This is a genomic window from Arthrobacter sp. AG1021 (genome assembly GCF_003633665.1).
GTDB lineage: Bacteria > Actinomycetota > Actinomycetes > Actinomycetales > Micrococcaceae > Glutamicibacter > Glutamicibacter soli.
Genome location: NZ_RBLB01000008.1, coordinates 96,013 through 122,067, shown reverse-complemented (window position 1 = coordinate 122,067; position 26,055 = coordinate 96,013). Strand labels below are relative to the sequence as shown.

The window sequence follows — 26,055 nt, the reverse complement described above, 5'->3', positions numbered from 1 at the left end:
CTGCGGCATCTAGTACTTGTAGGAGCGGGTTTCCCAGCAGCGCGGATGCCAGTGGCGCCGGGCGGTGGCCGCTGCGTCGTCCCCCGACCAGTGATCCGCGCGCCAGGCTACCAGGTGCGCCACTCCCACGGTGATCTGCCGGTGGCAGCCCGGGCAGGTGTAGGTCTTCTGGGCGTTCAGCGAGGAAATCTTGCGCACATGCCACTGGCCGTCGGGCGCGTCCTGCAGCATGACCACCCCGTAGCGGGCCCGTTGCATCCAGTCGTCCTCGCGGCGCGCCGACCCGAAATCCGCCTCGGAGTCGGCCTCGTAGCGCGATCCTCCGCCGGAGGCACCCCGGGAATTGCCTCGGGGTTTGGACTGGCGGCGGGGGCGGTTCGAACGTGGCATGTCATTAATCATGCCGTATCCCGGGCGCGTGCACCGCACGCACCTAGTAGAGTGTGTCAGGTGCGTTTAGTGGTTGCGAAGTGTTCAGTAGATTACGAAGGCCGCCTGCGGGCCCACCTCCCATTGGCTACCCGCCTGATCATGGTGAAGGCCGACGGCTCGGTGCTCATCCACTCCGACGGGGGCAGCTACAAGCCCCTGAACTGGATGAACCCGCCGCTGACCCTGCGGGAAGGCTCCCCCGACGAGGAGGCCGCCGCACTGGGCTCGGTGACCACCTGGACCGTGGCCAGCGCGAAGACCGACGACCGGCTGATCATCCAGTTCCACTCGATCGAGCACGACTCGGCCCACGAGCTGGGCAACGACCCGGGCCTGATCAAGGACGGCGTGGAGGCCGACCTGCAGCGCCTGCTGGCCGAGCAGATCGAGCTGCTGGGCGCCGGGCACAAGCTCATCCGCCGCGAATACATGACCGCGATCGGCCCGGTGGACATCCTGGCCCGCGACGGCGAAGGCGCCACCGTAGCCGTGGAGCTCAAGCGCCGCGGCGACATCGACGGCGTGGAGCAGCTGACCCGCTACCTGGAGCTGCTCAACCGCGATCCCCTGCTCAAGCCGGTCTCCGGGGTGTTCGCCGCCCAGCAGATCAAGCCGCAGGCCCGCACCCTGGCCGAGGACCGCGGCATCCGCTGCCTCACCCTCGATTACGATGCAATGCGCGGCGTCGATGACTCGGAGGGCCGTCTCTTCTAAGCTAGGAGCATGACTGCTTCGCGCTTAGTACTGTTCGCCACCCTGGTCTCCGACGGAATGAAGGTCACCGATGGCGCACTGGCCATCGAAGATGACCGCATCGCCTTCGCCGGCAACCGCGACGACTTCCTCGCCAAGGAGGACGCCGGCCAATTCGCCGTGCATCCGGTGCCCGAGGGCGCCGTCCTGATCCCCGGACTGATCGACTTGCACTGCCACGGCGCGGTGGGCGCCGATTTCGCGGCCCCGGAGCACCAGGCGGTCACCGAGGCCCTGGGCTACCTGCACAAGGCCGGCACCACCACCTTGCTGGCTTCCCTGGTCACCGCCGATCGCGGCGCCATGGTGGAGGCGGCGGAAATCCTCGCCGAATTCGCCGAAGAAGGGCTGATCGCCGGCATCCACGCCGAAGGGCCGTTCCTCTCCGAGGCGCGCTGCGGCGCCCAGGACCCGCGCTTCCTGTCCAATCCGCAGCCCGAGTTCGTCGACGAGCTGTTCGCCGCTTCACGCGGCCAGCTGCGCACCATGACCTACGCCCCGGAGCTGGAGGGCAGCGAGGAGCTGATCAGCCAGCTGGTTTCCTACGGCGTGGTCCCGTCGCTGGGCCACACCAACGCCACCGCCACGCAGACCTCCGATTCGCTGCTGTTCGCCCGCGAGCAGCTGCGCAGCGCCGGCGTGGACGGCTTCACCGAGAAGCCGACGGTGACCCACCTGTTCAACGGCATGCCGCCGCTGCACCACCGCGAGCCCGGTCCGGTGGCCGCCTGCCTGGAGACCGCCCAGCGCGGGGACGCCTACGTGGAGCTGATCGGCGACGGGGTGCACCTGTCCCCCGATACCGTGCGCCTGATGTTCAACCTCGTGCGCGCCCGCAGCATCCTGCTGGTCAGCGACTCCATGGCCGCCACCGGGCTGGCCGACGGCAGCTACTCGCTGGGCCCGCAGGAGGTCAAAGTCGCCGACGGGCAGGCGCGCTTGGCCACCGACGGCTCGCTGGCCGGCGGCACCGCCACGCTGCTGCAGATCGTGCGCGAGACAGTGGCCGCCGGCATCCCGCTGGTGCAGGCCGTCTACGCGGCCACCGTGAACCCCGCCTCGCTGATCGGGCTGGCCGACGAAGTCGGCTCCCTGCATTACGGCTTCGCCGCCGACGTGCTGGTGCTCGATGCCGAGCTGCAGCTGGTGGAAACCTTCCGCAAGGGCCAGCTGCTCTAGCCGCAGCGCCGTCCGCATGATGCATCGGGCCCGCCGCCTCGGAACCAGCTTCCGAAGCGGCGGGCCTTGGCATAGGCTCCCCCGTTGCCCCGACTCTGCGCACCCGGCGCATCCGGTGCGAGGTCGCAAAAAATCCCGCCTCCGGGCGGCCGTTCCACGAATGGATCGGCCGCCCGGAAGCGGGATCAGACGTTTTTGTCTAGATCTGCCAGGAGCCGGCAATCGGCCCTGCTTCGAGCCAGGACGAGAACCCAGTATAGTCCCGGTAGTCCATCGCCAGCAGCAGGGGTTCGCCGTTGCGGGTCAGCTCAACGATCACGAAGCCCGGCGGAATCCGCAAGGCCTCCTGCTCGTCGGCGCGACGCCACCCCGTGACATCCAGCCCGCGGCGCTCGACCACGAAGCTGGGGATCGGCGAGACAGAGAAAAACCGCAACAGATCCACATGTCCGCCGCCGTAGCGGCCGATCACCATCATCCACTTGCCCTTGGGCGTGAGGATGGAGGCGTCGAAGGTGCCCAGCGTGCGCCGCAACTGAATGCGGCGCACGGCCATGGCGCCAAAAAACATGACGATGCCGGCTAGAACCAGCAGCGCTATGAGAACTGGTGCGGTAATCTCAATCAATTCATCGCCTACGCTGCGTTTTCCAGAACAGCGTTGTCAGCAACGATCACGACGCGATCCGAGTCGACCGAGAAGAACCCTCCATCGATCTGGACCGTGAAGCGGGATGCGGAAACCGGATCGATTTCCAGATCCCCAGCGGCAAGCACCGACAGCATCGGGACGTGACCGGGCAGAACTCCGATCTCGCCGTCTACCGAACGAGCCTTGACCAGCTTCGCCGGGCCGGACCACACGAAGTGGTCGGCCGCAACGATTTCGACCTGAAGTTCGGCCATCGTTACTTGCTGGCCTTCTGGATCTCAGCCCACTGGCGCTCGACGTCGTCCAAACCACCGACGTTGAAGAACGCCTGCTCTGCGATGTGGTCCAGGTCGCCATCGCAGATGGCGGTGAAGCCCTCGATGGTGTCCTTGATGGAAACGGTCGAACCCTCCACACCGGTGAACTGCTTCGCGGTGTAGGTGTTCTGCGACAGGAACTGCTGGATACGACGTGCACGGGCCACGACGACCTTGTCCTCTTCGCCCAGTTCGTCGATGCCGAGGATCGCGATGATGTCCTGCAGTTCCTTGTTCTTCTGCAGGATGGCCTTCACGCGGATGGCCGTATCATAGTGAGCCTGACCGATGTACTGCGGATCCAGGATTCGCGAGGTCGAGGTCAGCGGATCGATTGCCGGGTACAGACCGCGCGACGCGATTTCACGCGACAGCTCGGTGGTTGCATCCAGGTGGGCGAAGGTTGCCGCCGGAGCCGGGTCGGTGTAGTCATCGGCCGGGACGTAGACTGCCTGCATCGAGGTGATCGAGCGGCCCTTCGTCGAGGTGATGCGTTCCTGCAGCAGGCCCATTTCATCGGCAAGGTTCGGCTGGTAACCCACGGCGGAAGGCATGCGGCCCAGCAGGGTCGACACCTCGGAACCGGCCTGGGTGAAGCGGAAGATGTTGTCGATGAACAGCAGCACGTCCTGGTTCTGCACATCGCGGAAGTACTCCGCCATGGTCAGAGCGGACAGTGCCACGCGCAGGCGGGTTCCTGGTGGCTCATCCATCTGGCCGAACACCAAGGCGGTGTCCTTCAGAACGTTGGCCTCGTCCATTTCGACCCAGAGGTCGTTGCCTTCACGGGTGCGCTCGCCCACGCCGGCGAATACCGAAGTACCACCGAAGTTACGTGCAACACGGGTGATCATTTCCTGGATCAGCACGGTCTTACCCACGCCTGCGCCACCGAACAGACCGATCTTGCCACCCTTGATGTAGGGGGTCAGAAGGTCGATCGACTTGATGCCGGTTTCCAGCATCTCGGTCGAGCCCTCAAGATCGGAGAACTTCGGTGCCTGGCGGTGGATTGGCCAGCGCTCGGTGACCTGGATCTCCGAGTTGTCAACGTCCAGGGCGTCGCCCAGCACGTTGAAGATGTGGCCCTTGACGCCGTCGCCAACCGGGACGGAGATCGAAGCGCCGGTGTCCTTCACGGCTGCACCGCGGACCAGGCCGTCGGTGGCCTGCAGCGATACTGCGCGAACCAGGCCGTCACCGAGGTGCTGGCTGGTTTCGAAGGTGATGGTCTTGGTTACACCGTTGAGGGTCAGCTCAGCGGTGAGTGCGTTGTAGATTGCAGGCAGTGCATCGGCAGGGAACTCGACGTCCACGACCGGGCCAATCACGCGGGCAATACGACCGGTGGCCCCTGCGGTAACCTGCTCGTTGAGTTGGGCAGTCATCTTTCTCACTTCTTGTCTGGTAGGAGGTTTCGGCTAGTCGTTCAGCGCGTCTGCGCCGGCGACGATTTCCGAAAGCTCCTGGGTGATTTCAGCCTGACGGGCGTTGTTACGCAGTCGCGTGTACTTCTTGATCAACTCGCCGGCGTTGTCGCCTGCGGCCTTCATCGCGCGCTGACGTGCAGCGAGCTCGGAGGCTGCGGCCTGCAGCTGGGCGTTGAACAGACGCGAATCGATGTAACGCGGCAGCAGTGCGTCCAGCACTTCCTCCGGCGACGGCTCGAATTCGTACAGTGGCAACAGCTCGTCGGTAGGAGTCTCGGTTTCACCCTCGACAACCTCCAACGGCAACAGACGGATAACCGTCGGTTCCTGCGTGACCATCGACTTGAACTGGGTATAAACAACGTGGATCTCGTCCACGCCACCCTGCTCGTAATCGTTAGCGAAGTCCTCAAGGAGGATTTCGCGCAGCTCGCGTGCGGTTTCAAATTGCGGGGAATCGGTGTTCCCGGTCCACACTCGGGCGTACTCGCGCGAACGGAAATCGAAGTAAGCCTGGGCCTTGCGGCCGACCAAGTAGGTCTTGACTTCCTTGCCATCTCCACGCAGGAGTTCCACGAGGTGCTCTGCCTGCTTCAGAACGCTGGCGGAGTAGGACCCGGCGAGTCCGCGGTCCGAAGTCATCACCAGCACCGCGGCACGGCGAACATTCGCCGGTTCCGTGGTCAGCGGGTGTTCAACATCGGCCTGGGACGCGACGGCGGTAACTGCACGGGTGATCGCATTGGCGTACGGCAGCGAAGCCGAAACACGGCTACGTGCCTTGCCGATGCGGGATGCAGCGATCAGTTCCATCGCCTTGAAGATCTTGCGCATCGACGAGGTCGAGGCAATCTTCTGGCGGTAGACCCGAATCTGGGCTCCCATGTGTGTCCTTTCCTTATTCCCAACGTTTGGGGTGCGGCGCCGTCGCCGGCGCCGTACCCCTAAACGTCAAGGAAATTGTCAGCGCTTCTGCTTGACGATCTGTTCCTGGTCGACGGACTCGGCATCCAGAGCGTCGTGCTCTTCGTGACCTGCGGCGACCAGCTGGTCGTCGCCCTGGCCGAAGAAGCCGGCCTTGAAGTCAGCAATGGCCGCCTTCATGGCGTCGACGGTCTCGTCTTCCAGCTTGCCGGTCTGAGCCAGAACGGTCAGAACCTCGGTGCGGTGACGCAGGTAGTCGATGAACTCGCGCTCGAAGCGCAGCACGTCTTCCACTGGAACATCGTCCAGGTAGCCGTTGGTGCCGGCCCACACGGAGACAACCTGATCCTCGACGGCGTACGGCTGGTACTGGCCCTGCTTCAGCAGTTCCATCAGACGTGCACCACGGGTCAGCTGCTGCTTGGAAGCGGCATCCAGGTCCGAAGCGAACATGGCGAAAGCCTGCATGTCGCGGTACTGAGCCAGTTCCAGCTTCAGGGTACCGGAGACCTTCTTCATGGCCTTGACCTGTGCGGCGCCACCCACGCGGGAAACCGAAACACCCACGTCGACAGCTGGGCGCTGGTTGGCGTTGAACAGGTCCGACTGCAGGAAGATCTGGCCGTCGGTGATCGAGATGACGTTGGTCGGGATGAAGGCCGAGACGTCGTTCGCCTTGGTTTCGATGATCGGCAGACCGGTCATCGAACCTGCGCCCAGCTCGTCCGAAACCTTGGCGCAACGCTCAAGCAGACGGGAGTGCAGGTAGAAGACGTCGCCCGGGTAAGCTTCGCGTCCTGGCGGACGGCGCAGCAGCAGCGACACGGCGCGGTAGGCTTCAGCCTGCTTCGACAGGTCATCGAACACGATCAGAACGTGCTTGCCACCGTACATCCAGTGCTGGCCGATGGCCGAGCCTGCGTATGGTGCCAGGTACTTGAAGCCGGCAGAGTCGGATGCCGGGGAGGCCACGATCGTGGTGTACTCCAGGGCGCCCTGCTCTTCGAGGGTCTGGCGCACGGCTGCGATGGTCGAAGCCTTCTGGCCCACTGCAACGTAGATGCAGCGAACCTGCTTGGTCTGGTCGCCGGTGGCCCAGTTGGCGCGCTGGTTCAGAATGGCGTCGACGGCGATAGCGGTCTTGCCGGTCTGGCGGTCGCCAATGATCAGCTGACGCTGGCCACGGCCGATCGGGATCATGGCGTCGATGGCCTTGATGCCGGTCTGCAGCGGTTCGTGAACCGACTTACGCTCGGTCACGCCTGGTGCCTGAAGTTCCAGTGCACGGCGGCCCTCGGACTCGATCGGGCCCAGGTTGTCCAGTGGCTCACCCAGCGGGTCAACCACGCGGCCCATGAAGCCGTCGCCTACTGGAACCGAGAGAATCTCGCCAGTGCGCTCGACCTTCTGGCCCTCTTCGATGCCGGTGAAGTCACCGAGCACCACGACGCCGATTTCACGGGTGTCGAGGTTCTGGGCCAGGCCCAGGGTGCCGTCTTCGAACTTCAGCAGCTCGTTGGCCATGACGGAAGGAAGACCTTCCACCTTGGCGATGCCGTCGCTTGCTGCGACAACGCGTCCCACCTCGGTGCGCTCTGCCTTACCCGGTTCGTAGGAAGATGCGAACTCGTTTAGGGCATTACGGACGTCGTCGGCATTGATGGTCAAATCGGCCATCTGCAGTCCCTGCTCTCCTAAATTGTGATCCACCCAAAATCATTGGTGGATCGATGTGAATGAAGTCTGTGTTGGTCCCGGCGAGCCGGAACTTTTGCCAGGGGCACAGCCCCTGGCAAAAGTTCTAGCCGGCCAGGGCGCGGCGCAACTCGGCCACACGAGATGCCACGGAAGCGTCGACAACTTCGTCGCCCACCTTGACTACCAGGCCGCCGATCAGCGACGGATCGGTAGTGACGTTGAGCTTCAGCTGGCGACCATAAACCTTGTTCAAGCTGGTCTCCAGGCGCTCAAGCTGAGCCTCGGAAAGCTTCACAGTGCTGGTCACCGAGGCGATCCAACGCTGCTGGCGCTTGGCCACAAGCTCAACGAAACGCTCAATCAGAGCAATGGGCTTCAGCCCGCGAGGGGCCGAAATTGCCTGGGAGATCAACACCTGCGCGGTCCGCGACGCGTTGGGCACGAGTTTGAGCGCCAGAGCGCTCTTTGCCTCGGCTGGGGCCTGCGCATCATCCAACGCACGCTGCAGTTCGTGGTTAGAACGAACTACCTCGATGAAGGAGAACAGATCCTGCTCCAGCTTGGCCAGCCCCGAAGCGCCGTCCTGCTGCTCGGCCACTGCGGTCACCGCAGTGACAGCCAGCGTTTCGAGCGCATCGCTAATGTCGCGTTCCGAGCTCCAGCGAGTGGAAGCCAGCTGGGCGACGGTGGACTCGGCGTCAGCCGAAACCTTTCCGCGCAGCAGCTGTGCCAACAGGCTTGCCTTCTCGGCAGCTTCACGGGCCGGATCAGTCAATGCTCGGCGAAGACCGGCATTTGCATCCAGTACTTCCAGGACCGCGAACAGTTCCTTCGGCAGCTCCAAAGATGCCAGTGCCAACTTGGGTTCCAGGAACTCCAAAGCCTTTGCCAATGACTCGCTCGATACACTTGCCATTAGTTCGATGCACCTGCGTTCTGCTGAGCTTCCAAATCGTTCAGGAACTGATCAACCACGCGCTGGGCACGGGCATCGTCCTTCAGAGCTTCGTCAACAATCTTGCTTGCAAGTTCGGTGGCCAAAGCGCCCACGTCGGTGCGAAGCGACGACAGAGCGGCGGTGCGCTCGGCCGAGATCTGACGCTGAGCCTGCTCGCTGATGCGAGTAGCCTCGTCGGTTGCCTTGGTCTTCAGATCCTCGAGGATCTGAGCACCTTCGCTGCGAGCTTCCTCGCGGATGCGGTTAGCCTCGGTGCGAGCTTCCAGAAGCTGGGCCTTGTACTGTGCCAAGGTCTCCTCTGCTTCCTTCTGTGCTGCCTCGGCCTTCTCCAGGCCACCTTCGATCGCGGTGACGCGATCTTCGTAGGACTGCTCGAACTTCGGAGCAATCACCTTGATGACGATGAACAGAAGGACCGCGAAACCAACACCCGTGACGAGAATTTCCCACGGATTTGGCATCAGCGGATTGACCGATTCGCCCGCAGCGAGGATGAAGTCAGTGCTATTCATACTCACCATTCCTTATCTATTAGTTTCCACTTGTGTGTACGCCTCGCGATAGTGGCGAGGCCACTACAGCCGGGAAAGACTTACTTGATAACGAAGGCGAAAACCAGGCCCAGGATGGCCAGTGCTTCAGCAAGTGCGAAGCCGAGCATAGCGATTGGCTGCAGGATGCGCTGTGCCTCTGGCTGACGTGCAACGCCGTTGATGTAAGCAGCGAAGATCAGACCAACGCCGATAGCCGAACCAATTGCTGCCAGACCGTAACCGATCATATTCAGGGAGCCGCTCATGCGATTATTCCTTTCAAGATACCGTGCTTCTTGCCGGTAGGTTGTGAGGTTTTCCTTGAATCAATCAAGGAAGAACTATTGGGTTTGAGTAAAGAAGAAATGGCCTTAGTGGGCGTCGGCTTCAAGCGCGCCTTGGATGTAGATCGCGGTCAGCAGCGTAAACACGAACGCCTGCAGAACCATGATCAACAATTCGAGGAAGTACATAGCTACCGAACCGGCGATGACCAGAACACCAACACCATTCAGTGCCAGCGATTCCTGAACGACGATCAAGTGGCGTGCACCTGAGGCTGCCAGCATCACGATGATGTGGCCTGCCAGCATCGTTGCCATGAGACGCAGCGAGTGCGTCAGTGGGCGGACGATGAAGTTCGAAATGATTTCCAAAGGCACCAGCAGGATCAGCATCACCGGGCTCACGCCCGCTGGAGTAACTGCCAGCTTGAAGTAACGAATACCGTGATTCTTCAGACCTACGGCAATCCAGGTGCCGTAGATGATGATTGCCATTGCGTATGCAGAGCCAGCGTGTGAGAACGATGGAAGCTGCAGGAACGGGATGGCACCGAAGAGGTTATTCAGCAAGACGAAGAAGAACGTCGCGAACAGCAGCGGAATCCAAGGACGGAAGTTCTTTTCGCCGATGATGTCGCGGCCGATGCCGTTACGCACGAAGGCGTAGCCGGACTCAGCGAGGTACTGCATCTTGCCTGGAACCAATTTAGGGTTCTTGATAGCTGCGGTGAAGAACCAAGAGATAAGCACGATCGACAGGACGATCATGAGCATCTGCTTGCCGAAACCCGTACCGTACTCAGCCATCCACGGGAAAATCTCCGGGAGGTGGGTATCGGATACGGTTGGCGGGACAAATCCGCCTTCTTCTGAGGCCATTGGGAGCGCAAACGCGAACAACGCGCTGTCCTCTCTGCAGTAACGGTCACGGGCAAAAGGCGGTGACTGGCGGTAACTGCCTTTCACCGTGTGAAGAAAAGATCAAACGGGTACTTCTCACAGCTGTCGCCGGTAGCATCAACTCTGATAAGTGCGACCCCGGGTTTCCCCGAGGATGTTTCCGATTCGTCCGCAGGCAATTAAGCGCACGGCCGAAAATGACCCGTTAGTAAGCTTATCAAACTCACAGCATCTCTCTGACATAAGCGTCAGAGCTCTTAGCCCTATTCCTCGTTATAGATGGCAAGGCGAGCCTTCATGAAGGCTCGGACCTCGCCGACCTGCCAGGCAACAAGGGATACGGCTGCAGCGAGTACGAAAGCCTGACGATCAACCCAAGCGGGCAATCCCAGGCTCAACAGAACGAAGGCGACGCCGAACACCTTGATGACGAATGTCGCCAAGAACGCGGGCATGGCCCACGAGCGGCGGATTCGTCCTGCAGCTTCAGCGATCAGAATGCCAATAGCGAAAAAGCCAATAACCACACCGGCGGCAAAAGCGCCGGATAACGCGTACTCAAGATCGGCAAGCAGCCAAGAAATCAGGAAAAAGGCTGCGGTCGCGATGATCGAGTACACCATTGACAGGCCCAGAATCGGCAACCAGATGGACTTCGATCCAGACGAAGCACTGACGCGGGCAGAACCAGAAGCCAAGTCCGCATCCTTCCTTCGTCTAAATCGATGATCCATGGTGCACCTATCGATGCTGATGAAACTCAAAACCCCCTGCGAACAAAACTGTTCCGGGAGAAGATCCATATTGAATTCTACACGAGATAGAAACAGTTTGTGGGAGGTGGCGGCATGATACCCGAATTGGCTACTTGGACAACTTCTTGCGTAGCGCACCCAACCGGTCGACCACCAGTGGTTTCCATGTGGCAAGTCCCACACCTATAAACAGCAAGATGACGATCGGAACCATCAGAACGACGGGGATGAACGCGATCGAGACCACCGATACGGCGATGAAGCCGGCCCACAGGTACAGCAGGATCACCGCACGGCGCACCGAGTGACCCTGCGCGAGCATCTTGTGGTGGATGTGCTTGGCGTCCGGCGAAAAGGGTGAGCGTTTGTTGGCCAGCCGGCGCAGTACCGAGAGCACAAGGTCCAGTACTGGTAGGAAGACGATCACCATCGGCAGCAACATCGGCATGTAGGCCGGGATGTTGCGGAAGCGCTGGGCTTCCAAGCCCTGCACGTCACCGGTCACCGCGATCGTGGCCACCGAGAGGATCATGCCGATGGCCAGCACGCCGCTCTCCCCCATGAAGATGTTCGCGGGGTTGAAGTTGTGCGGCAGGAACCCCAGGCACGCGCCCAGCAGCAGGGAGCACAAAAGCGCACCCATGTTGGCGTAGTCGTCGGCGCTGACGTGCGTGGCCAGCACATAGGAGTAGACGAAGAACGTGGCCGCGCCGATGGCCGCGAGCCCGGCGGCCAGCCCGTCGAGCCCGTCGGAGAAGTTGATCGCGTTCATCGTGAGCACGATCAGGAAGATGGTGATGGCGATCTGGATCCAGGTGTGCTCGATTTGCCAGGAACCCACGGGCAGCGACTGGATCACGATTCCGTGCCCGGCGATGATCCCGCCCACCAGGACTTGGCCGCTGGCCTTGATCCACCAGCGCAGATCGAACATGTCGTCGGCGAGCCCAAGGATAAGGATCACCAGCAGCGCCAGCACGATGCCGGTGATGGGTTCGGTGTTCCCGAAGACCCCGCGGAAGAAGCTGAGCTGACTGGCCAGCCCGAGCCCGAGCGCGAACGCGGCGATGATCGCCACGCCGCCGAACTTCACGATCGGCTTCTCGTGCTGGTCGCGGGCACGGACCTTCTGGTTGCCGGTGAACCTCTCGCCCACCGAGCGGACGATGGGGGTAAGCAGGAAGGAGACCGCGAAACTGAACGCGATCAGCAGGACGTAGCTTCTCATGCGCCCTGGCCGGAGTCGTCCTGTCCCAAGTCGAGAATGGCGGGGACGACCACGCGCAGCTCCTCGATGGAGATGGCGCCGGAGCGCACGACCTGCAGCCGCGCGCCGGTGCAGTCCACGATGGTCGAGGGCAGGGTCTCGGCGTCGTCCTGTGCGGCACGCGAGCCGCCGTCCAGGTACACGTCCACCGAATCGCCCAGCTGGGCCACGGCCTCGTCGGCGGTGGTGGCGGCCGGGTTGCCGGTGCGGTTGGCGGAGGAGACGGCCAGCGGACCGGTAGCGGCCAGCAGCTCCAGGGCGGTTTCATCGTTCGGGACGCGCAGCGCCACGGTGCCGCGGGTCTCCCCCAGGTCCCAGGTCAGCGAGGGCTGCGCCTGCAGGATCAGGGTCAGTCCCCCGGGCCAGAAGGCCTCGGCGAGCTTGCGGGCCTCGTCAGGGATGTCGCGGGCCAGCCCGTCCATGGTGGCGGCCTGGGCGATCAGCACCGGCGGCGGCATGGTGCGGCTGCGGCCCTTGGCCGCCAGCAGCATCGCCACGCCCTGCGCGCTGAACGCGTCGGCGCCGATCCCGTAGACCGTATCGGTAGGCAGGACGATGCAGCGCTGGGCCGACAGCGCGGTGCGCGCCGCCTCGATGCCTGCAGCGTGTTCCTGCTCGTTGCTGACCAAAAATCGTGTGCTCACGGGATCATTCTTTCATGTGGGGTGGTGGGTGGGTAGTTCAGCGCGGCGCGCGGCCGCTGGTCGAGCGCGGGCGCCCGGACAGGTCCGGGTGCCCGGCGACGGCCGTGAAACCAGCGTCGCGCAGCAGCTGGGCGGCGGAATCCTGCTGCACCTCGGCGTGCTCCATGACGAACAGTCTCCCGGGGCGCAGCAGGCGCAGCGCCTCGGCGGCGATGGCGCGCGGGATCTGCAGCCCGTCCTCGCCCAGCCCGTAGAGGGCCATCTGCGGGTCGTGGTCGCGCACCTCTGGTTCGCGCGGCACCGCATTGGGCGGGATGTAGGGCGGGTTGGAGATCACCAGGTCCATGCTGCCGTGCAATGGCGCCGGCAGCGCGGAGGCGTCGCGGTGCAGCACCGTGACGCCCAGCGGCTCGCAGTTGGCCCGAGTGTAGCCGATGGCGTCCTCGGAGAGCTCCACGGCCCACACGGAGGCCTGCGGGACCTCGCTGGCCAGCGCGGCGGCGATGGCCCCGGAACCGGAGCACAGGTCAGCGCAGCGGGGGGCCGCAAGCCCTTGCTCGGCCAGGAAGTCCAGGCCCAGCTGGACCACGGTCTCGGTTTCCGGGCGCGGCGAGAACACTCCGGGCCCGACCTTCAGGGTCAGGTAGCGGAAGTGGCCTTCGCCGGTCAGGTGCTGCAGCGGGATGCGCGCGGCGCGGCGTTCGAGCAGCGCGGCGTACTGCGTGAACTGCAGCTCGGAGAAGGAATCCCCGCGCAGTTCGCGCAGCTTCAGCTCGGAGCGCTCGATGCCCAGCACGTGGCAGGCCAGCAGGTCGGCGTCGACCGCGGGGCTGGGCACGCCGGCTGCGGCGAGCTGTCCCAGCGCGGCGCGGCGCACGGCGGACAGCTCGCGGACGGGTAGCGGATTCTCCACGGGTGCGCGGGCGCCTGCTACTCGCCCAGCGCCGCCAGGCGCTCTTCCTCGTCCATCTGGATGCAGGATTCGATGACCGGCTCCAGGTCGCCGTCCATCACCGCGTCCAGGTTGTAGGCCTTGTACCCGGTGCGGTGGTCCGCGATGCGGTTTTCCGGGTAGTTGTAGGTGCGGATGCGCTCGGAGCGGTCCATGGTGCGGATCTGGCTGGCGCGCACTGCGGAGTTCTCTGCGTCGATGATCTCCTGCTGGTGGGCCAGCAGGCGCGAGCGCAGCACGCGCATGGCGGCTTCGCGGTTCTGGATCTGCGACTTCTCGTTCTGCATGGCGACCACGATGCCGGTAGGCAGGTGGGTGATGCGCACGGCGGAATCGGTGGTATTCACCGACTGGCCGCCGGGGCCCGAGGAGCGGTAGACGTCGATCTTCAGGTCGTTGGCGTGGATGTCCACTTCTTCGGGCTCGTCGACCTCTGGCAGCACCAGCACGCCGGCGGCCGAGGTGTGGATGCGGCCCTGGGATTCGGTGACCGGCACGCGCTGGACGCGGTGCACGCCGCCCTCGAACTTCAGGTGGGCGTAGACGCCCTCTGCCGGGTCGCTGGACTTGCCCTTGATCGCGACCTGGGCATCCTTGTAGCCGCCGAGGTCGGACTCGTTGTAGGAGATCATCTCGACCTTCCAGCCCTTGTGCTCCGCGTAGCGGGTGTACATGCGCAGCAGGTCCGCGGCGAACAGGGCGGCCTCGTCGCCGCCCTCGCCGCCCTTGACCTCGAGGATCACATCGCGCGCGTCGTTCTCGTCGCGCGGGATCAGCAGGCGGCGCAGCTTCTCCTCCAGTTCGGGCAGCTGCGCGGTGAGGGTTTCGACCTCTTCGGCGAAGTCCGGATCTTCGTCGGCCATTTCCTTGGCGGCTTCCAGGTCCTCGGTGGCGCTGTTCCACTTGTTGTAGGCCTCGACGATGCCGTTCAGCTGCGCGGAGCGGCGGCCGAGCTTGCGGGCCACTGACTGGTCGGCGTAGACGGACGGATCGGAGAGCTTCGCCTGAATCTCGGCGTGCTCCTCAAGTAGCGACTTGACGGATTCAAACATGGGGCTGCTCTTCCTTTGTTCTGCGCGGCTCTGGCCAGCGGCCACGAAGGGCCGGGTTAAATTCTATGTCTTAAGCGCCATGGTAGGTGACGCGCCGATGGCGTCCAGCCGGCCGGACAGGTGCCGGCCGGCTGGACGCCATGGGTTTTTGAACGCTAGTGCTTGTCCGGTGTGGTCTTGTTCACCAGCATCAGGAACTCTGCGTTGGACTGGGTCTCGCGGATCTTGCCGGTGAGAACCTCCAGCGCCTGCTGCGGATCGATGCCCGAGAGCATGCGGCGCAGGCGCCACATGATGCGCACCTCTTCGGCGCTCATCAGCTGCTCTTCGCGGCGGGTGGAGGACGCGTTGACGTCGACCGCCGGGAAGATGCGCTTCTCGGCCAGCTGGCGCGACAGGCGCAGCTCCATGTTGCCGGTGCCCTTGAACTCCTCGAAGATGACCTCGTCCATCTTGGATCCGGTCTCCACCAGGGCGGTGGCCAGGATGGTCAACGAGCCGCCGTTCTCGATGTTGCGGGCGGCGCCGAAGAAGCGCTTGGGCGGGTACAGCGCCGCGGAGTCCACGCCGCCGGACAGGATGCGGCCCGAAGCCGGGGCGGCCAGGTTGTAGGCGCGGCCCAGGCGGGTCATCGAGTCAAGCAGCACGACGACGTCCATGCCCATTTCCACCAGGCGCTTGGCGCGCTCGATGGCCAGCTCGGCCACGGTGGTGTGGTCGTCGGCCGGGCGGTCGAAGGTCGAGGCGATGACCTCGCCCTTGACGGTGCGCTGCATGTCGGTGACTTCTTCGGGACGCTCGTCCACCAGCACCATCATCAGGTGCACCTCTGGGTTGTTGGTGGTGATCGCGTTCGCGATGGACTGCAGGATCAGGGTCTTGCCGGCCTTCGGAGGCGAGACGATCAGGCCGCGCTGGCCCTTGCCGATCGGTGCGACCAGGTCGATGACGCGCGGGCCGACCAGCTTCGGATCGGTCTCCAGACGCAAGCGCTCGGTCGGGTACAGCGGCACCAGCTTGTTGAATTCGACGCGCTCGCGGTTGTCCTCCGGCTTCTTGCCGTTCACCGAAGTCAGCTGCACCAGGGCGTTGAACTTCTGGCGCGGGTTCGGGGTCTCGCCCTCGCGCGGTGCGCGAATGGCGCCGACGATGGCATCGCCCTTGCGCAGGTTGTACTTCTTGACCTGGCCCAGGGTGACGTAGACGTCGTTCGGGCCGGGCAGGTAGCCGGCGGTGCGGACGAATGCGTAGTTCTCCAGCACGTCCAGGATGCCGGCGATCGGCAGCAGCACGTCGTCCTCGCTCAGCTGCGGCTCGTCGTCCTCGCGGCGGCCGCGGCGGTTGCGGTTGTTCCGGTCGTTGCGATCCTGGTTGCGGTCATTGCGATCGTTGCGATCGCGGCGGTTGCCGCGCTCGCTGCGGTCGGTGTTGCGCTCACGGCGGTTGGCGTTGCGCTCATTGCGCTCGTTGCGCTCCTGGTTGCGATCGCGGCGCTCCTCCGACTGCTCGGACGCGTCCTGCTCGGAAGACTCGTTGCGGTCGCCGCCGCGGTCATTTCGGTCGTTGCCACGGTCGTTGCGGTCGTTGTTGCGCTCACGGCGGTTGCCACGCTCACGGCGGTTGCCGCGCTCGCGGCGCTCTTCGCGCTGCTCGCCGGACTTCTCCGCCTCGGCGTTCTCCGCGGAGTCGGCTTCGGCCGGAGCGGTCTTGGCCTCGGCGGCCGGGGCGTCGGCATCCTGTGCCGGAGCCTCGGATGCCTGCTCTGCCTTGGCGGCGCGGGTGTTGCGGCGCTGGCGCGGTGCGCGTTCCTTGGCCGGTGCGGCGGCTTCCTCGGCCGGCGCGTCCACTGCGGCTTCGGCCTGGGCCGGTGCCTCGGTGGTCGCTGCCTTGGCGGCGTCGTCCTTGGCGGTGATCTTGCCGGAGTCGGTCACGCGGCGCGAGGTGCGGCGGGCGCGGGCCGGCTTTTCAGCCTTCGGCTCGGCGGCCTGCGGGGCCTCAGCTGCTTCCTGGGCGGGGGCTGCGTCGGCCTTCGGGGCCTCTGCGGCGGCCTTCGGTGCGCGACGGGTACGGGTGGTCTTGGCCGGCGCTTCCTTGGCGGCTGGCGACTGGGCTGCGTCGGCCTTCGGCTCGGCGGCCTTGGCAGCTTCCGCGTCCTTGGCGGCGATCGAGCCGCCGCGCTGGTGGGAGCTGATGGCGGCGACCAGGTCGGCCTTGCGCATGCGCGATCCGCCGGTGATGCCGAGCTGCGACGCCAGCTGCTGCAGCTGGGTCATCTTCAAGGAGGCCAGGCCGGAGCTCTTGGTCTCGGAAGTCTTGGTGTCCACGCCTTCGTTGAGGCTCGTGGTTTCGGTCACGAAAATTCCTTCTGACTCGTAGGATGGGCTGCCTGCGGCAGTCCCACTGTGCCGTAAATATGAGGTGTTGCAGCCCAGAATGAGAGGCTGTTCCACCGAAAACCCGACCCGCCCTCAGGTATCACCGGTGATGGCGGGAAACTGGGTTTGAAAACTGATATCTCGACGGCACGACTGTGCATGGATGTGGGATATCAAGGGTGCTGCGAGCTGCAGGAAAAATCCGGAACGGCTGGACGGCTGCGACAGGCACGGTGCGCCGATCGCGTCCGCTTCAACACTCGCCATAAGGTTCATCATCGGGCTGGCGCCCGCATGATCCGGTCTGCCTTGAGTGCTACAGCACTTCTACTGTAACACCGTTGGCGGCCAGGCGCGGAAATTCAGCACGCCAGGAAACCGAAGATTGTGCTGAGAACTGCTCGATGAGCTCCCCTGCCAGGCGTTCCTGGGCGTCGCCGGCCACCAGCGCAAGCACTGTCGGGCCCGCCCCGGAGACCACCGCGGCCAGCTGGTGCTCGCGCAAAAGCGCGATCAGCGCGCTGCTTTCGGGCATCGAAGCGGCCCGGTAGGACTGGTGCAGGTAGTCGACGGTGCCGCCGAGCAGGTGGGACGGGTCGTTGCTCAGCGCGTGGATCAGTAGCGCGCCGGAGGCAGTGTTCGCCGCCGCATCTGCGTGGGCGATCTGCGCGGGAAGCACCCCGCGGGCCACCTCGGTGGACAGGCCGTTGGACGGGATCGCCAGCACCGCGCGGACCTGCGTGTGCACCGGGACCAGGGCGCAGCTGAAGGTCCCGTCGGCATTGGTCGCGGAAATGCTCAGCCCGCCGTAGACCGCCGGGGCGACGTTGTCCGGGTGGCCTTCCCAGGCCGCGGCGGCCTGGAAGACTGCGTCCAGTCCCCCGCGCTCGGCGGCCGGCAGCAGCGCATCGGCCGCGGCGTAGGCGGCGACGATCGCGGCGGCGGAGGAGCCCATGCCGCGGGCGTGCGGGATGTTGTTGGCCGCCTTCAGCTCGATGCCGACCGGCGCGAAGCCGCGCTGCTCCCAGTAGCGGTGCATCTCGCGGATGATCAGGTGGGATTCGTCACGCGGCAGGCTGTCGGCCCCGTCGCCGCTAATCTGCACGGTGCTCTGCGGCGCGGTGCGGATCTCCAGCCGGTCGCGGAATTCCAGCGCGAGGCCCAGCGAGTCGAACCCGGGGCCCAGGTTGGCGGTGGTGGCGGGCGGGGCGACGACCAGGTGCTGGCCCAGGGCGATCTGCTGCATGGGTTCCTTCGAGGTGGTGAGCTTCAGGTGGTGAGCTAGGGGTGATGAGTGCGGAGGGGCGCCGGAACGCGCAGCGGCCCGCCACGGCCGCACCGGGTGCCGGTGCGGCGGCGACGGGCCGGCAGGCAGCGGGCGGCGTCTAGGACAGGCCCAGTGCGGTGGCGACTTCCACCACGTCGAAGCCGACCTTGGTGGGGGCGACGGCCGAGCCGTCGGCCTGCTTCAGGGCCCAGTCCGGGTCCTTCAGGCCGTGGCCGGTCACGGTGATCACGATCTTCTTGCCCGACGGCACGTTGCCTGCGGCGTGGTGCTTGATCAGGCCCGCGACGCCTGCCGCGGAGCCCGGCTCCACGAAAACGCCCTCGCGGGAGGAGAGCCAGCGGTGCGCGGCGAGGATCTCGTCGTCGGTCACCGAGTCGATGAGGCCGCCGGACTCGTCGCGCGCTTCCTCGGCCTGGGCCCAGGAGGCGGGGTTGCCGATGCGGATGGCGGTGGCGATGGTGTCCGGCTCGGTCACCGGGTGGCCCAGCACGATCGGTGCGGCGCCGGCGGCCTGGAAGCCCCACATGATCGGGGTCTTGGTGGATACCGGGGCGAGCACGGCGCCGGCCTGGTTGGTGAACTCGGAGGCGTACTCCTTGTAGCCCTTCCAGTAGGCGGTAATGTTGCCCGCGTTGCCCACCGGCAGCACGTGGTAGTCGGGGGCGTCGCCCAGGAAGTCGACGACCTCGAAGGCGCCGGTCTTCTGGCCCTGGATGCGGGCCGGGTTCACGGAGTTGACCAGGAACACCGGATAGTTCTCGCTCAGCTTGCGGGCGACCTCAAGGCAGTTGTCGAAGTTGCCGTCGATCTGGATGATGTCGGCGCCGTGCGCGATCGCCTGGGAGAGCTTGCCCATGGAGATCTTTCCGTCCGGCACCAGCACCGCGCACTTCAGCCCGGCCTGGGTGGCGTAGGCTGCGGCGGAGGCGGAGGTGTTGCCGGTGGAGGCGCACACCACTGCCTTGGCGCCGGCGGCGACCGCGGCGGTCATCGCCATAGTCATGCCGCGGTCCTTGAAGGAGCCGGTCGGGTTCATGCCCTCGACCTTCAGGTACACCTCGCTGCCGGTCAGCTGGGACAGGGCGGGGGCGAAGACGAGCGGGGTGCCGCCTTCGCCGAGCGTGATGACCTTGGTGTTCTCGTCTACTGGCAGACGGTCGGCATATTCGCGGATGACTCCGCGCCACTGGTGGGCCACGTTAGTTTCCTTCAACTCGCATAACGGATGTAACAGAGTGCACCGCGTCCAGCGCCGCGACGGCGTCGACGGTGGTGCGCAGGGCCGCTTCGGCGCCCCGGTGGGTCAGGATGCGCAGCGCGGAGCCCTCGCCGTCGGCATCGCTGTGCTGGCTCATGGACTCGATCGAGACGCCGTGCTCGCCGAAGACCGCGGCGATGCTCGCGAGCACGCCCGGCTGGTCCTTGACCGACAGCCCGATCCAGTAGCTGGTGGTGATCTGCTCGAAGTCCAGCAGGTTCACCGGCTGGTCGGCCGAGCCGTTAGGCAGCCCGGCCCCGGCAGCCAGCTGGCGGGCCACGGCGACGACGTCGCCCATGACTGCCGAGGCGGTCGGGTTGCCGCCCGCGCCGGCGCCGTAGAACATCAGGTCCCCGGCGTTTTCCGCCTCGACGAATACGGCGTTGAACGCGCCGCGGACACTGGCCAGCGGGTGGCTGCGCTTGATCAGCGACGGGTAGACGCGCACCGAGACTCCGGCTTCGGCGTGCTCCGCGATCGCCAGCAGCTTGATGACGTAGCCGGCCTCGGCGGCGGCGGCCACGTCCTGCGCGCTCACCTCGGTGATGCCTTCGGTGTGCACCTGGTCCGAGGAGACGGTGGTGTGGAACGCCAGCGAGGCGAGGATCGCGGCCTTCGCGGCGGCGTCGTGCCCGCCCACGTCGGCGGTCGGATCGGCTTCCGCGTAGCCCAGCGCCTGGGCCTGGGCGAGCACGTCGTCGAAGGCGGCGCCGGTGGAGTCCATGGCGTCCAGGATGAAGTTCGTGGTGCCGTTGACGATGCCCATCACCTTGGTGATGTGATCGCCTGCCAGCGAATCGGCGATCGGGCGCAGGATCGGGATGGCCCCGGCCACGGCCGCCTCGTAGCGCAGCTGGGCGCCGTGCTCGGCGGCCAGCTGGTTCAGCTGCGCGCCCTGGGCGGCGATCAGCGCCTTGTTGCCGGTGATGACGCTCGCCCCGCGCTTCAGCGCCCGGGCGATGTAGTCACCGGCCGGGTGCAGCCCGCCGAGCAGCTCGATGACCACGTCGGCCTGGTCGATCAGCGAATTCGCGTCGGTGGTGAACAGCTCCGCGGGCAGCTGCACGTCGCGCTCGGAGGCGGTGTTGCGCACGGCGATGCCGGTCAGCTCCAGCGCCGCGCCGCTGCGGTCGGCCAGCGCCGCCGCGTCCTCAAGCAGGATCCGCGCGACCTGCGCGCCGACCGTGCCGCAGCCCAGCAGGGCGACCTTCAGGCTCTTTTCAGCGGTCAATTAAACTCCCATGTCGCGGGCCAACAAATCAGCTTCCGTTTCCCTGCGCACGATCAGACGGGCTTGGCCGTCGCGTACGGCTACCACCGCGGGGCGGGTGAGGTAGTTGTAGTTGCTCGACAGGGCCCAGCAGTAGGCTCCGGTGGCCGGCACGGCCAGCAGATCGCCGGCGGCAACGTCCTCGGGCAGGTAAACGTCCTTCACGACTATGTCACCTGACTCGCAGTGTTTCCCAACTACGCGAGAAATAATTACGTCGCTGCGCGTCACACGGCTGGCCAGCACCGCGGTGTACTGGGCGTCGTAGAGCACCGGGCGCGGGTTGTCGCTCATGCCGCCGTCCACCGACAGGTAGCGGCGCGGATGCAGCGTGCCGGAGGCGTCCTCGACCTGGACGTCCTTGCGCACGCCCGCCTCGTAGAGGGTGAAGGTCGACGGGCCGGCGATGGCGCGGCCCGGCTCGATGGAGATGCGCGGGCAGGCCAGGTCCAGCTCGGCGCACGTCGCGGAGACGACCTGCGCCATCTGCGCGGCCAGCTTCACCGGGGTGGAGGGATGGTCCTGCAAAGTGTAGGCGATGCCGTAGCCGCCGCCGAGGTCCAGTTCGCCCAGTTCGACGCCGTGGAGCTGGCGGATCTGCGCCAGGATGCCGAGCATGGTGCGTGCGGCCATGGCGAAGCCCTCGGCCTCGAAGATCTGCGAGCCGATGTGCGCGTGCAGTCCCAGCAGGTTCACGTTGTCCGCATCCAGGGCGCGGGCCACGGCGTCCAGCGCCGGGGAGGTGCCCGAGTCGTTGGCCAGGATGGACAGGCCGAACTTCTGGTCCTCGTGGGCGGTGGCAATGGCCTCGTGGGTGGAGGCGTGCACGCCGGGGGTGATGCGCAGCATCACGTTCGCGCGCTGGCCCAGCGCATCGGCGATGCGGATGACGCGTTCCAACTCGTCCAGCGAGTCCACCACGATGCGGCCCACGCCGGTTTCGATGGCGCGGGTGATTTCCGCGGCCGACTTGTTGTTGCCGTGCAGCGAGAGGTTCTCCGCCGGTACGCCGGCCGCGGCGGCCACTGCCAGCTCGCCGCCGGAGCAGGTGTCAAGACGCAGCCCCTCGGCGGTGACCCAGCGGGCGACCTCGGTGCACAAGAACGCCTTGCCGGCGTAGTAGACGTCCACCCCGCCGCACAGGTCCTTGAAGGCCGCGTCGAACGCGGACTTGAAGCCGGCGGCGCGGGCGCGGAAATCGTTCTCGTCGAGCACGAACAGCGGGGTGCCGAATTCCTGCGCCAGCTGCGCGACGGGGATGCCCTGCACGGCCAGCTGGCCATCGGCGCCGCGGGCCACGCCGGTGGCCCATTCGATCTCGCGCAGCGTGTTTACGTCGTTCGGGAAGTTCAGCCAAGCTGGAGCCAGCGGCGATGCGGCCATAGGGTATTACATCCTCTCCGGGGCGGAAACGCCCAGCAGTTCCAGGCCGTTGGCCAGGACGGTGGTGGTTGCGTCGTTCAGCCACAGGCGCGCGGAATGCACCGGCAGCACGTTGGTGTCCTCGCCGATCGGGGTGATGCGGGTGGCGGCGTACCACGAGTGGTAGGCGCCGGCGACCTGCTCCAGGTAGCGGGCGATGCGGTGCGGTTCGCGGAACTCGGCGGCGCCGGCAACCACCGACGGGAACTGGCCGAGCACTGCCAGCAGCTCGTTCTCGGTGGGGTCGGTCAGCTCGCTGGCGTCGAAGGACTCGCGGGTCACGTTCTTCTCCGCGGCGTTGCGGGCCGCGGCGGCGGAGCGCGCGTGGGCGTACTGCACGTAGAACACCGGGTTGTCGTTGGTGTTCTTCTTCAGCTGCTCAGGGTCCAGCGCGATCGGCGAATCGGCAGGGAAACGGCCCAGCGAGTAGCGCAGCGCGTCGGCGCCCAGCCAGTCGATCAAATCGCGCAGCTCGATGATGTTGCCCGCGCGCTTGGACAGCTTCGCGCCGTTGACGCTGATCAGCTGCCCGATCAGCACCTCGATGTTCTTTTCCTTGTCGTCGCCTGCGCAGGCGGCGATGGCCTTCAGGCGGTTGACGTAGCCGTGGTGGTCGGCGCCGAGCAGGTAGATCTTCTCGGTGAAGCCGCGGTCCTTCTTGGACAGGTAGTAGGCGGCGTCGGCCGCGAAGTAGGTCGGCTCGCCGTTCGCGCGGATCAGCACGCGGTTCTTGTCGTCGCCGAAGTCGGTGGTGCGCAGCCAGACGGCGCCCTCCTGATCGAAGATGTGGCCCTGTTCGCGCAGGCGCGCCACGGCGTCGGCCACGGCCCCGCCCTCGTGCAAGGAGGTCTCGGAGAAGAACACGTCGAAGCTGACGCCGAAGTCCGCCAGGGTCTTCTTGATGTCTGCCATCTGCGCCTTGTAGGCCAGCTCGCGGATCTGCGGCAGCGCGGTTTCCTCGTCCAGGCCCTTCAGCTCGGGGGCTTCGGCCTCGACGATGTCTGCCAGTTCCTTGATGTACTCGCCCGGGTAGCCGCCCTCGGGCACCGGCAGGCCGTGCATGCGGTTGTAGACCGAACGGGCGAACACGTTCATCTGGTTGCCGGCGTCGTTGATGTAGTACTCGCTGGTGACATCCGCGCCGGAGGCGCGCAGCACGCGGGCGATCGCATCGCCCAGCGCGGCCCAGCGGGTGTGGCCGATGTGCAGCGGGCCGGTCGGGTTCGCGGAGACGAACTCCATGTTGACCACATGGCCGGCCAGGGAGTCGTTGGTGCCGTAGGCCTTGCCGGCCTCGACGATGGTGCGGGCCAGCTCGCCGGCGGCGGCGGCGTCCAGGGTGATGTTCAGGAAGCCGGGGCCTGCGATGTCCACGGCGCCGACTCCCGGTACCTCGGCCAGGCGGTTGGCCAGCAGCTGCGCGAAGTCGCGCGGGGCCATGCCGGCCTTCTTGCCCAGCTGGAGCGCGATGTTGGTCGCCCAGTCGCCGTGTTCACGGCTCTTGGGTCGCTCCACGCGCACGACGTCGGGGATGTCGACGGAGATTTCGCCGGCTGCTACGGCCTGGGTGAGGCATGCGGATATTGCTGCGGAGAGTTCTTCAGGAGTCACCCATCAAGACTACCGGTTTTTCGCGCTCCCCACGGGCATTCATGACGCCGCAGGCTGTGATCATGTAGGCATTCGGCGCGCAAACCGCCGTTGGCGCGGATTCCACGTTTGGCCTTGCGACCTGATAGTATTTTTTCGTTGCCCGGCAACACGCCTCTGTAGCTCAGTGGATAGAGCGTCTGCCTCCGGAGCAGAAGGCCGAAGGTTCGATTCCTTTCAGGGGCACCACCTCACCGCAGGTCCTGGTTTACGCCGGGACCTGCGGTTTTTTTGCGTCCACCCGGACGCCGCCCGGTGGCGGGGACGGCGACGGCCCCGCCGGCGAGGAGTATTCCCATCCGGCGGGGCCGTTGCCAGTTCAGCGACGCGGGCTGCTACTGCAGCATGGTGCGGTCATCGAGCTGGGCGCCCTTGATCTTCTCGAACTCGCCCAGCAGGTCCTTGACGGTCATCTGCTGCTTCTGCTCGGAATCCAGGTCCAGGATGATCTGCCCGTCGTGCATCATGATCAGTCGCGTGCCCAGTTGCAGCGCCTGCTCCATGTTGTGCGTGACCATCAACGTGGTCAGCTGGTGGCGTTCGACGATCTGGTTGGTCAGGCGCGACACCAGCGCGGCGCGCTGCGGGTCCAGCGCGGCGGTGTGCTCGTCGAGCAGCAGGATCTTGGGCTCGGAGAACGTGGCCATGAGCAGGCTCAGCGCCTGGCGCTGGCCGCCGGAGAGCAGGCCGACCTTGGTCTTCAGGCGGTTCTCCAGCCCGAGCTCCAGGGACTTCAGCTCTTCGACGAACAGCTCGCGGCGCTTGGCCCCGACCCCGGCGCCCAGTCCGCGGAAGCGTCCGCGGGCGTAGGCCAGGGCCATGTTCTCCTCGATCGACATGGTCGGCGCGGTGCCGGCCATCGGATCCTGGAACACGCGGCCGATGTATTTGGCGCGGCGGAAGTCGGCCAACTTGGTGACGTTCTTCCCGTCGATCGTCACCGTTCCGGCGTCCGGCTGCAGCTTGCCGGCCACCATGTTCAGCACCGTGGACTTGCCGGCGCCGTTGGAGCCGATCACGGTGACGAATTCGCCGTTGCCCAGGGTCAGGTTGATGTTGCGCAGCGCCTTGCGTTCATTCACCGTGCCGGGGAAGAACGTGCGGGACAGGTTCTTGATCTCAAGCATTGGTGCGAACCTCTTCCTTGGAGTCGGTGACGGGCGCCGGGGTGCGCTTGAAGGACTTCACGATCTTCTGGAAGCCCTTCCACTTCGGCAGCAGCAGGGCGATGACGACCAGCACGGCGGAAATCAGCTTCATGTCGTTGACCTCCAGGCCGGCGACCAGGGCCAGCTGGATGACCAGGCGGTAGAGCACCGCGCCGATGACGACGGCCAGGGCCGCCAGCCAGATGTAGCGCTGGGTGAGGATCGCCTGGCCGACGATGACCGAGGCCAGGCCGATCAGGATCACGCCGATGCCCATGCCGACGTCGGCGAAGCCCTGGTACTGGGCCACCACCGCGCCGGAGGCGCCGACCAGGCCGTTGGACAGCGCCAGGCCCAGGATCTTCTGGTTGTCGGTGCTCACGCCGAAGGAGCGGATCATTTCCTGGTTGTCGCCGGTGGCGCGCATGGCCATGCCCATCTCCGTGTGCAGGAACCAGACCACGGCCGCGACCAGCACGAGGCTGACCAGGAAGAAGATGCCGATGGAGGTCCAGGAGCCGAGGATGCCGGCGGCGCGCATCGGGCTGATGAGCGTTTCCTCGCCCAGCAGCGGCGTATTCGCCTTGCCCATGATGCGCAGGTTGATCGAGTACAGCGCGATCATCGTGAGAATACCGGCCAGCAGGCCGTCGATCTTGCCCTTGGTATGCAGCAGGCCGGTGACGGCGCCTGCGGCCATGCCGGCGAGGAATGCCAGCAGGGTGGCCAGCCAGGGATTGACCCCGTTGACGATGCTGACAGCCGCCACGGCGGCGCCGGTGGTGAAGCTGCCGTCGACGGTGAGGTCGGGAAAGTCCAGAATGCGGAAGGTCAGGTACACCCCGAGCGCCATGATGGCGTAAATCAGCCCGAGTTCAACTGCGGTGATCATGTTCGGATCCTTGAGTTGTCAA

The 26,055-nt window shown here is 65.5% G+C and carries 25 protein-coding genes and 1 tRNA gene; 3 read left to right on the top strand and 23 right to left on the bottom strand.

What is annotated here, in order from left to right; translation table 11 throughout:
• Positions 1-9 precede the first annotated feature (9 nt).
• Positions 10-390: an ATP/GTP-binding protein gene (locus tag DFO58_RS09080; protein WP_120990282.1), complete on the bottom strand. Its 381-nt coding sequence runs from the start codon at positions 388-390 to the stop codon at positions 10-12.
• A gap of 60 nt (positions 391-450) precedes the next feature.
• Between DFO58_RS09080 and nucS the strand changes: the two genes are divergently transcribed.
• Both nucS and DFO58_RS09070 read left to right on the top strand, forming a co-directional pair.
• Positions 451-1,146 (top strand): endonuclease NucS, encoded by a 696-nt coding sequence (gene nucS, locus DFO58_RS09075; protein ID WP_047118754.1) that lies wholly within the window; start codon positions 451-453, stop codon positions 1,144-1,146.
• Between the two features lie 9 nt (positions 1,147-1,155).
• The gene (locus tag DFO58_RS09070; protein ID WP_047118753.1) at positions 1,156-2,364 is read left to right on the top strand and encodes an N-acetylglucosamine-6-phosphate deacetylase; all 1,209 of its coding nucleotides are present in this window, start codon (positions 1,156-1,158) and stop codon (positions 2,362-2,364) included.
• A 199-nt stretch (positions 2,365-2,563) separates the two neighbouring features.
• Here the strand turns inward: DFO58_RS09070 and DFO58_RS09065 are convergent, their stop codons facing one another.
• The 20 genes from DFO58_RS09065 to argS all read right to left on the bottom strand — a co-directional run bounded on the left by DFO58_RS09065 (position 2,564) and on the right by argS (position 23,954).
• Positions 2,564-2,992 carry a DUF2550 domain-containing protein gene (locus DFO58_RS09065; RefSeq protein ID WP_052772306.1) on the bottom strand — a complete coding sequence of 143 codons (429 nt, stop codon included), beginning with the start codon at positions 2,990-2,992 and terminating at the stop codon, positions 2,564-2,566.
• A gap of 8 nt (positions 2,993-3,000) precedes the next feature.
• A complete protein-coding gene (locus tag DFO58_RS09060; RefSeq protein WP_047118752.1) occupies positions 3,001-3,270 on the bottom strand; it encodes a F0F1 ATP synthase subunit epsilon in 270 nt (89 codons plus the stop codon).
• Positions 3,271-3,272: 2 nt separating this feature from the next.
• Positions 3,273-4,721 carry a F0F1 ATP synthase subunit beta gene (gene atpD / locus DFO58_RS09055; RefSeq protein ID WP_047118751.1) on the bottom strand — a complete coding sequence of 483 codons (1,449 nt, stop codon included), beginning with the start codon at positions 4,719-4,721 and terminating at the stop codon, positions 3,273-3,275.
• A 33-nt stretch (positions 4,722-4,754) separates the two neighbouring features.
• A complete protein-coding gene (locus tag DFO58_RS09050; RefSeq protein ID WP_047118750.1) occupies positions 4,755-5,648 on the bottom strand; it encodes a F0F1 ATP synthase subunit gamma in 894 nt (297 codons plus the stop codon).
• 78 nt (positions 5,649-5,726) lie between these two features.
• Positions 5,727-7,364, bottom strand: a complete 1,638-nt coding sequence (gene atpA, locus DFO58_RS09045) for a F0F1 ATP synthase subunit alpha (protein WP_120990280.1) — start codon at positions 7,362-7,364, stop codon at positions 5,727-5,729.
• Between the two features lie 124 nt (positions 7,365-7,488).
• Positions 7,489-8,301 carry a F0F1 ATP synthase subunit delta gene (locus tag DFO58_RS09040; RefSeq protein WP_047118748.1) on the bottom strand — a complete coding sequence of 271 codons (813 nt, stop codon included), beginning with the start codon at positions 8,299-8,301 and terminating at the stop codon, positions 7,489-7,491.
• Positions 8,301-8,855, bottom strand: a complete 555-nt coding sequence (locus DFO58_RS09035) for a F0F1 ATP synthase subunit B (protein WP_047118747.1) — start codon at positions 8,853-8,855, stop codon at positions 8,301-8,303. The genes DFO58_RS09040 and DFO58_RS09035 overlap by 1 nt, the downstream gene beginning before the upstream one ends.
• Before the next feature lie 80 nt (positions 8,856-8,935).
• Positions 8,936-9,142 carry an ATP synthase subunit C gene (locus DFO58_RS09030; protein ID WP_022876338.1) on the bottom strand — a complete coding sequence of 69 codons (207 nt, stop codon included), beginning with the start codon at positions 9,140-9,142 and terminating at the stop codon, positions 8,936-8,938.
• 105 nt (positions 9,143-9,247) lie between these two features.
• Positions 9,248-10,060 (bottom strand): F0F1 ATP synthase subunit A, encoded by an 813-nt coding sequence (gene atpB / locus DFO58_RS09025; RefSeq protein WP_047118746.1) that lies wholly within the window; start codon positions 10,058-10,060, stop codon positions 9,248-9,250.
• Positions 10,061-10,323: 263 nt separating this feature from the next.
• Positions 10,324-10,758, bottom strand: coding sequence for a hypothetical protein (locus tag DFO58_RS09020; protein ID WP_047120647.1), 435 nt, complete (start codon positions 10,756-10,758; stop codon positions 10,324-10,326).
• A gap of 166 nt (positions 10,759-10,924) precedes the next feature.
• Entirely contained in the window at positions 10,925-12,043 is a 1,119-nt protein-coding gene (locus tag DFO58_RS09015; RefSeq protein WP_047118745.1) for an MraY family glycosyltransferase, read from the bottom strand.
• Complete coding sequence (locus tag DFO58_RS09010; RefSeq protein ID WP_047118744.1) at positions 12,040-12,726, bottom strand: L-threonylcarbamoyladenylate synthase; 687 nt, start codon at positions 12,724-12,726, stop codon at positions 12,040-12,042. The genes DFO58_RS09015 and DFO58_RS09010 overlap by 4 nt, the downstream gene beginning before the upstream one ends.
• A 37-nt stretch (positions 12,727-12,763) precedes the next feature.
• The gene (gene prmC, locus DFO58_RS09005; protein WP_120990276.1) at positions 12,764-13,639 is read right to left on the bottom strand and encodes a peptide chain release factor N(5)-glutamine methyltransferase; all 876 of its coding nucleotides are present in this window, start codon (positions 13,637-13,639) and stop codon (positions 12,764-12,766) included.
• A gap of 17 nt (positions 13,640-13,656) precedes the next feature.
• A complete protein-coding gene (prfA, locus tag DFO58_RS09000) occupies positions 13,657-14,730 on the bottom strand; it encodes a peptide chain release factor 1 (protein WP_047118742.1) in 1,074 nt (357 codons plus the stop codon).
• A gap of 155 nt (positions 14,731-14,885) precedes the next feature.
• Positions 14,886-17,084, bottom strand: coding sequence for a transcription termination factor Rho (gene rho / locus DFO58_RS08995; protein WP_120990274.1), 2,199 nt, complete (start codon positions 17,082-17,084; stop codon positions 14,886-14,888).
• 337 nt (positions 17,085-17,421) lie between these two features.
• A complete protein-coding gene (thrB, locus tag DFO58_RS08990) occupies positions 17,422-18,351 on the bottom strand; it encodes a homoserine kinase (RefSeq protein WP_053797787.1) in 930 nt (309 codons plus the stop codon).
• 139 nt (positions 18,352-18,490) lie between these two features.
• Positions 18,491-19,591, bottom strand: a complete 1,101-nt coding sequence (gene thrC / locus DFO58_RS08985) for a threonine synthase (protein WP_120990272.1) — start codon at positions 19,589-19,591, stop codon at positions 18,491-18,493.
• Position 19,592: 1 nt separating this feature from the next.
• Positions 19,593-20,882, bottom strand: coding sequence for a homoserine dehydrogenase (locus DFO58_RS08980; protein WP_047118738.1), 1,290 nt, complete (start codon positions 20,880-20,882; stop codon positions 19,593-19,595).
• A complete protein-coding gene (gene lysA / locus DFO58_RS08975) occupies positions 20,883-22,304 on the bottom strand; it encodes a diaminopimelate decarboxylase (RefSeq protein ID WP_120990270.1) in 1,422 nt (473 codons plus the stop codon).
• A gap of 6 nt (positions 22,305-22,310) precedes the next feature.
• The gene (gene argS, locus DFO58_RS08970; RefSeq protein ID WP_047118736.1) at positions 22,311-23,954 is read right to left on the bottom strand and encodes an arginine--tRNA ligase; all 1,644 of its coding nucleotides are present in this window, start codon (positions 23,952-23,954) and stop codon (positions 22,311-22,313) included.
• Positions 23,955-24,106: 152 nt separating this feature from the next.
• On the opposite strand from argS, the gene DFO58_RS08965 reads away from it, so the two are divergent.
• A tRNA-Arg gene (locus DFO58_RS08965) sits at positions 24,107-24,182 on the top strand.
• A 146-nt stretch (positions 24,183-24,328) separates the two neighbouring features.
• On the opposite strand, the gene DFO58_RS08960 is transcribed toward DFO58_RS08965, so the two are convergent.
• Complete coding sequence (locus DFO58_RS08960) at positions 24,329-25,120, bottom strand: ABC transporter ATP-binding protein (RefSeq protein ID WP_047118735.1); 792 nt, start codon at positions 25,118-25,120, stop codon at positions 24,329-24,331.
• The gene (locus tag DFO58_RS08955) at positions 25,113-26,033 is read right to left on the bottom strand and encodes an ABC transporter permease (RefSeq protein ID WP_053797784.1); all 921 of its coding nucleotides are present in this window, start codon (positions 26,031-26,033) and stop codon (positions 25,113-25,115) included. Before DFO58_RS08955 ends, DFO58_RS08960 begins: the two co-directional genes overlap by 8 nt.
• Positions 26,034-26,055 lie beyond the last annotated feature (22 nt).

Excerpts from the sequence above, each read along its gene's own strand:
- atpD (WP_047118751.1), bottom strand. The coding sequence starts at position 4,721 with ATGACTGCCCAACTCAACGAGCAGGTTACCGCAGGGGCCACCGGTCGT.
- DFO58_RS08960 (WP_047118735.1), bottom strand. The coding sequence starts at position 25,120 with ATGCTTGAGATCAAGAACCTGTCCCGCACGTTCTTCCCCGGCACGGTG.
- DFO58_RS09035 (WP_047118747.1), bottom strand. The coding sequence starts at position 8,855 with ATGAATAGCACTGACTTCATCCTCGCTGCGGGCGAATCGGTCAATCCG.
- DFO58_RS09070 (WP_047118753.1), top strand. The coding sequence starts at position 1,156 with ATGACTGCTTCGCGCTTAGTACTGTTCGCCACCCTGGTCTCCGACGGA.
- DFO58_RS09050 (WP_047118750.1), bottom strand. The coding sequence starts at position 5,648 with ATGGGAGCCCAGATTCGGGTCTACCGCCAGAAGATTGCCTCGACCTCG.
- DFO58_RS09030 (WP_022876338.1), bottom strand. The coding sequence starts at position 9,142 with ATGAGCGGCTCCCTGAATATGATCGGTTACGGTCTGGCAGCAATTGGT.
- atpA (WP_120990280.1), bottom strand. The coding sequence starts at position 7,364 with ATGGCCGATTTGACCATCAATGCCGACGACGTCCGTAATGCCCTAAAC.
- prfA (WP_047118742.1), bottom strand. The coding sequence starts at position 14,730 with ATGTTTGAATCCGTCAAGTCGCTACTTGAGGAGCACGCCGAGATTCAG.
- DFO58_RS09040 (WP_047118748.1), bottom strand. The coding sequence starts at position 8,301 with ATGGCAAGTGTATCGAGCGAGTCATTGGCAAAGGCTTTGGAGTTCCTG.
- DFO58_RS09060 (WP_047118752.1), bottom strand. The coding sequence starts at position 3,270 with ATGGCCGAACTTCAGGTCGAAATCGTTGCGGCCGACCACTTCGTGTGG.
- thrB (WP_053797787.1), bottom strand. The coding sequence starts at position 18,351 with ATGCAGCAGATCGCCCTGGGCCAGCACCTGGTCGTCGCCCCGCCCGCC.
- DFO58_RS09080 (WP_120990282.1), bottom strand. The coding sequence starts at position 390 with ATGCCACGTTCGAACCGCCCCCGCCGCCAGTCCAAACCCCGAGGCAAT.
- DFO58_RS08955 (WP_053797784.1), bottom strand. The coding sequence starts at position 26,033 with ATGATCACCGCAGTTGAACTCGGGCTGATTTACGCCATCATGGCGCTC.
- DFO58_RS09015 (WP_047118745.1), bottom strand. The coding sequence starts at position 12,043 with ATGAGAAGCTACGTCCTGCTGATCGCGTTCAGTTTCGCGGTCTCCTTC.
- lysA (WP_120990270.1), bottom strand. The coding sequence starts at position 22,304 with ATGGCCGCATCGCCGCTGGCTCCAGCTTGGCTGAACTTCCCGAACGAC.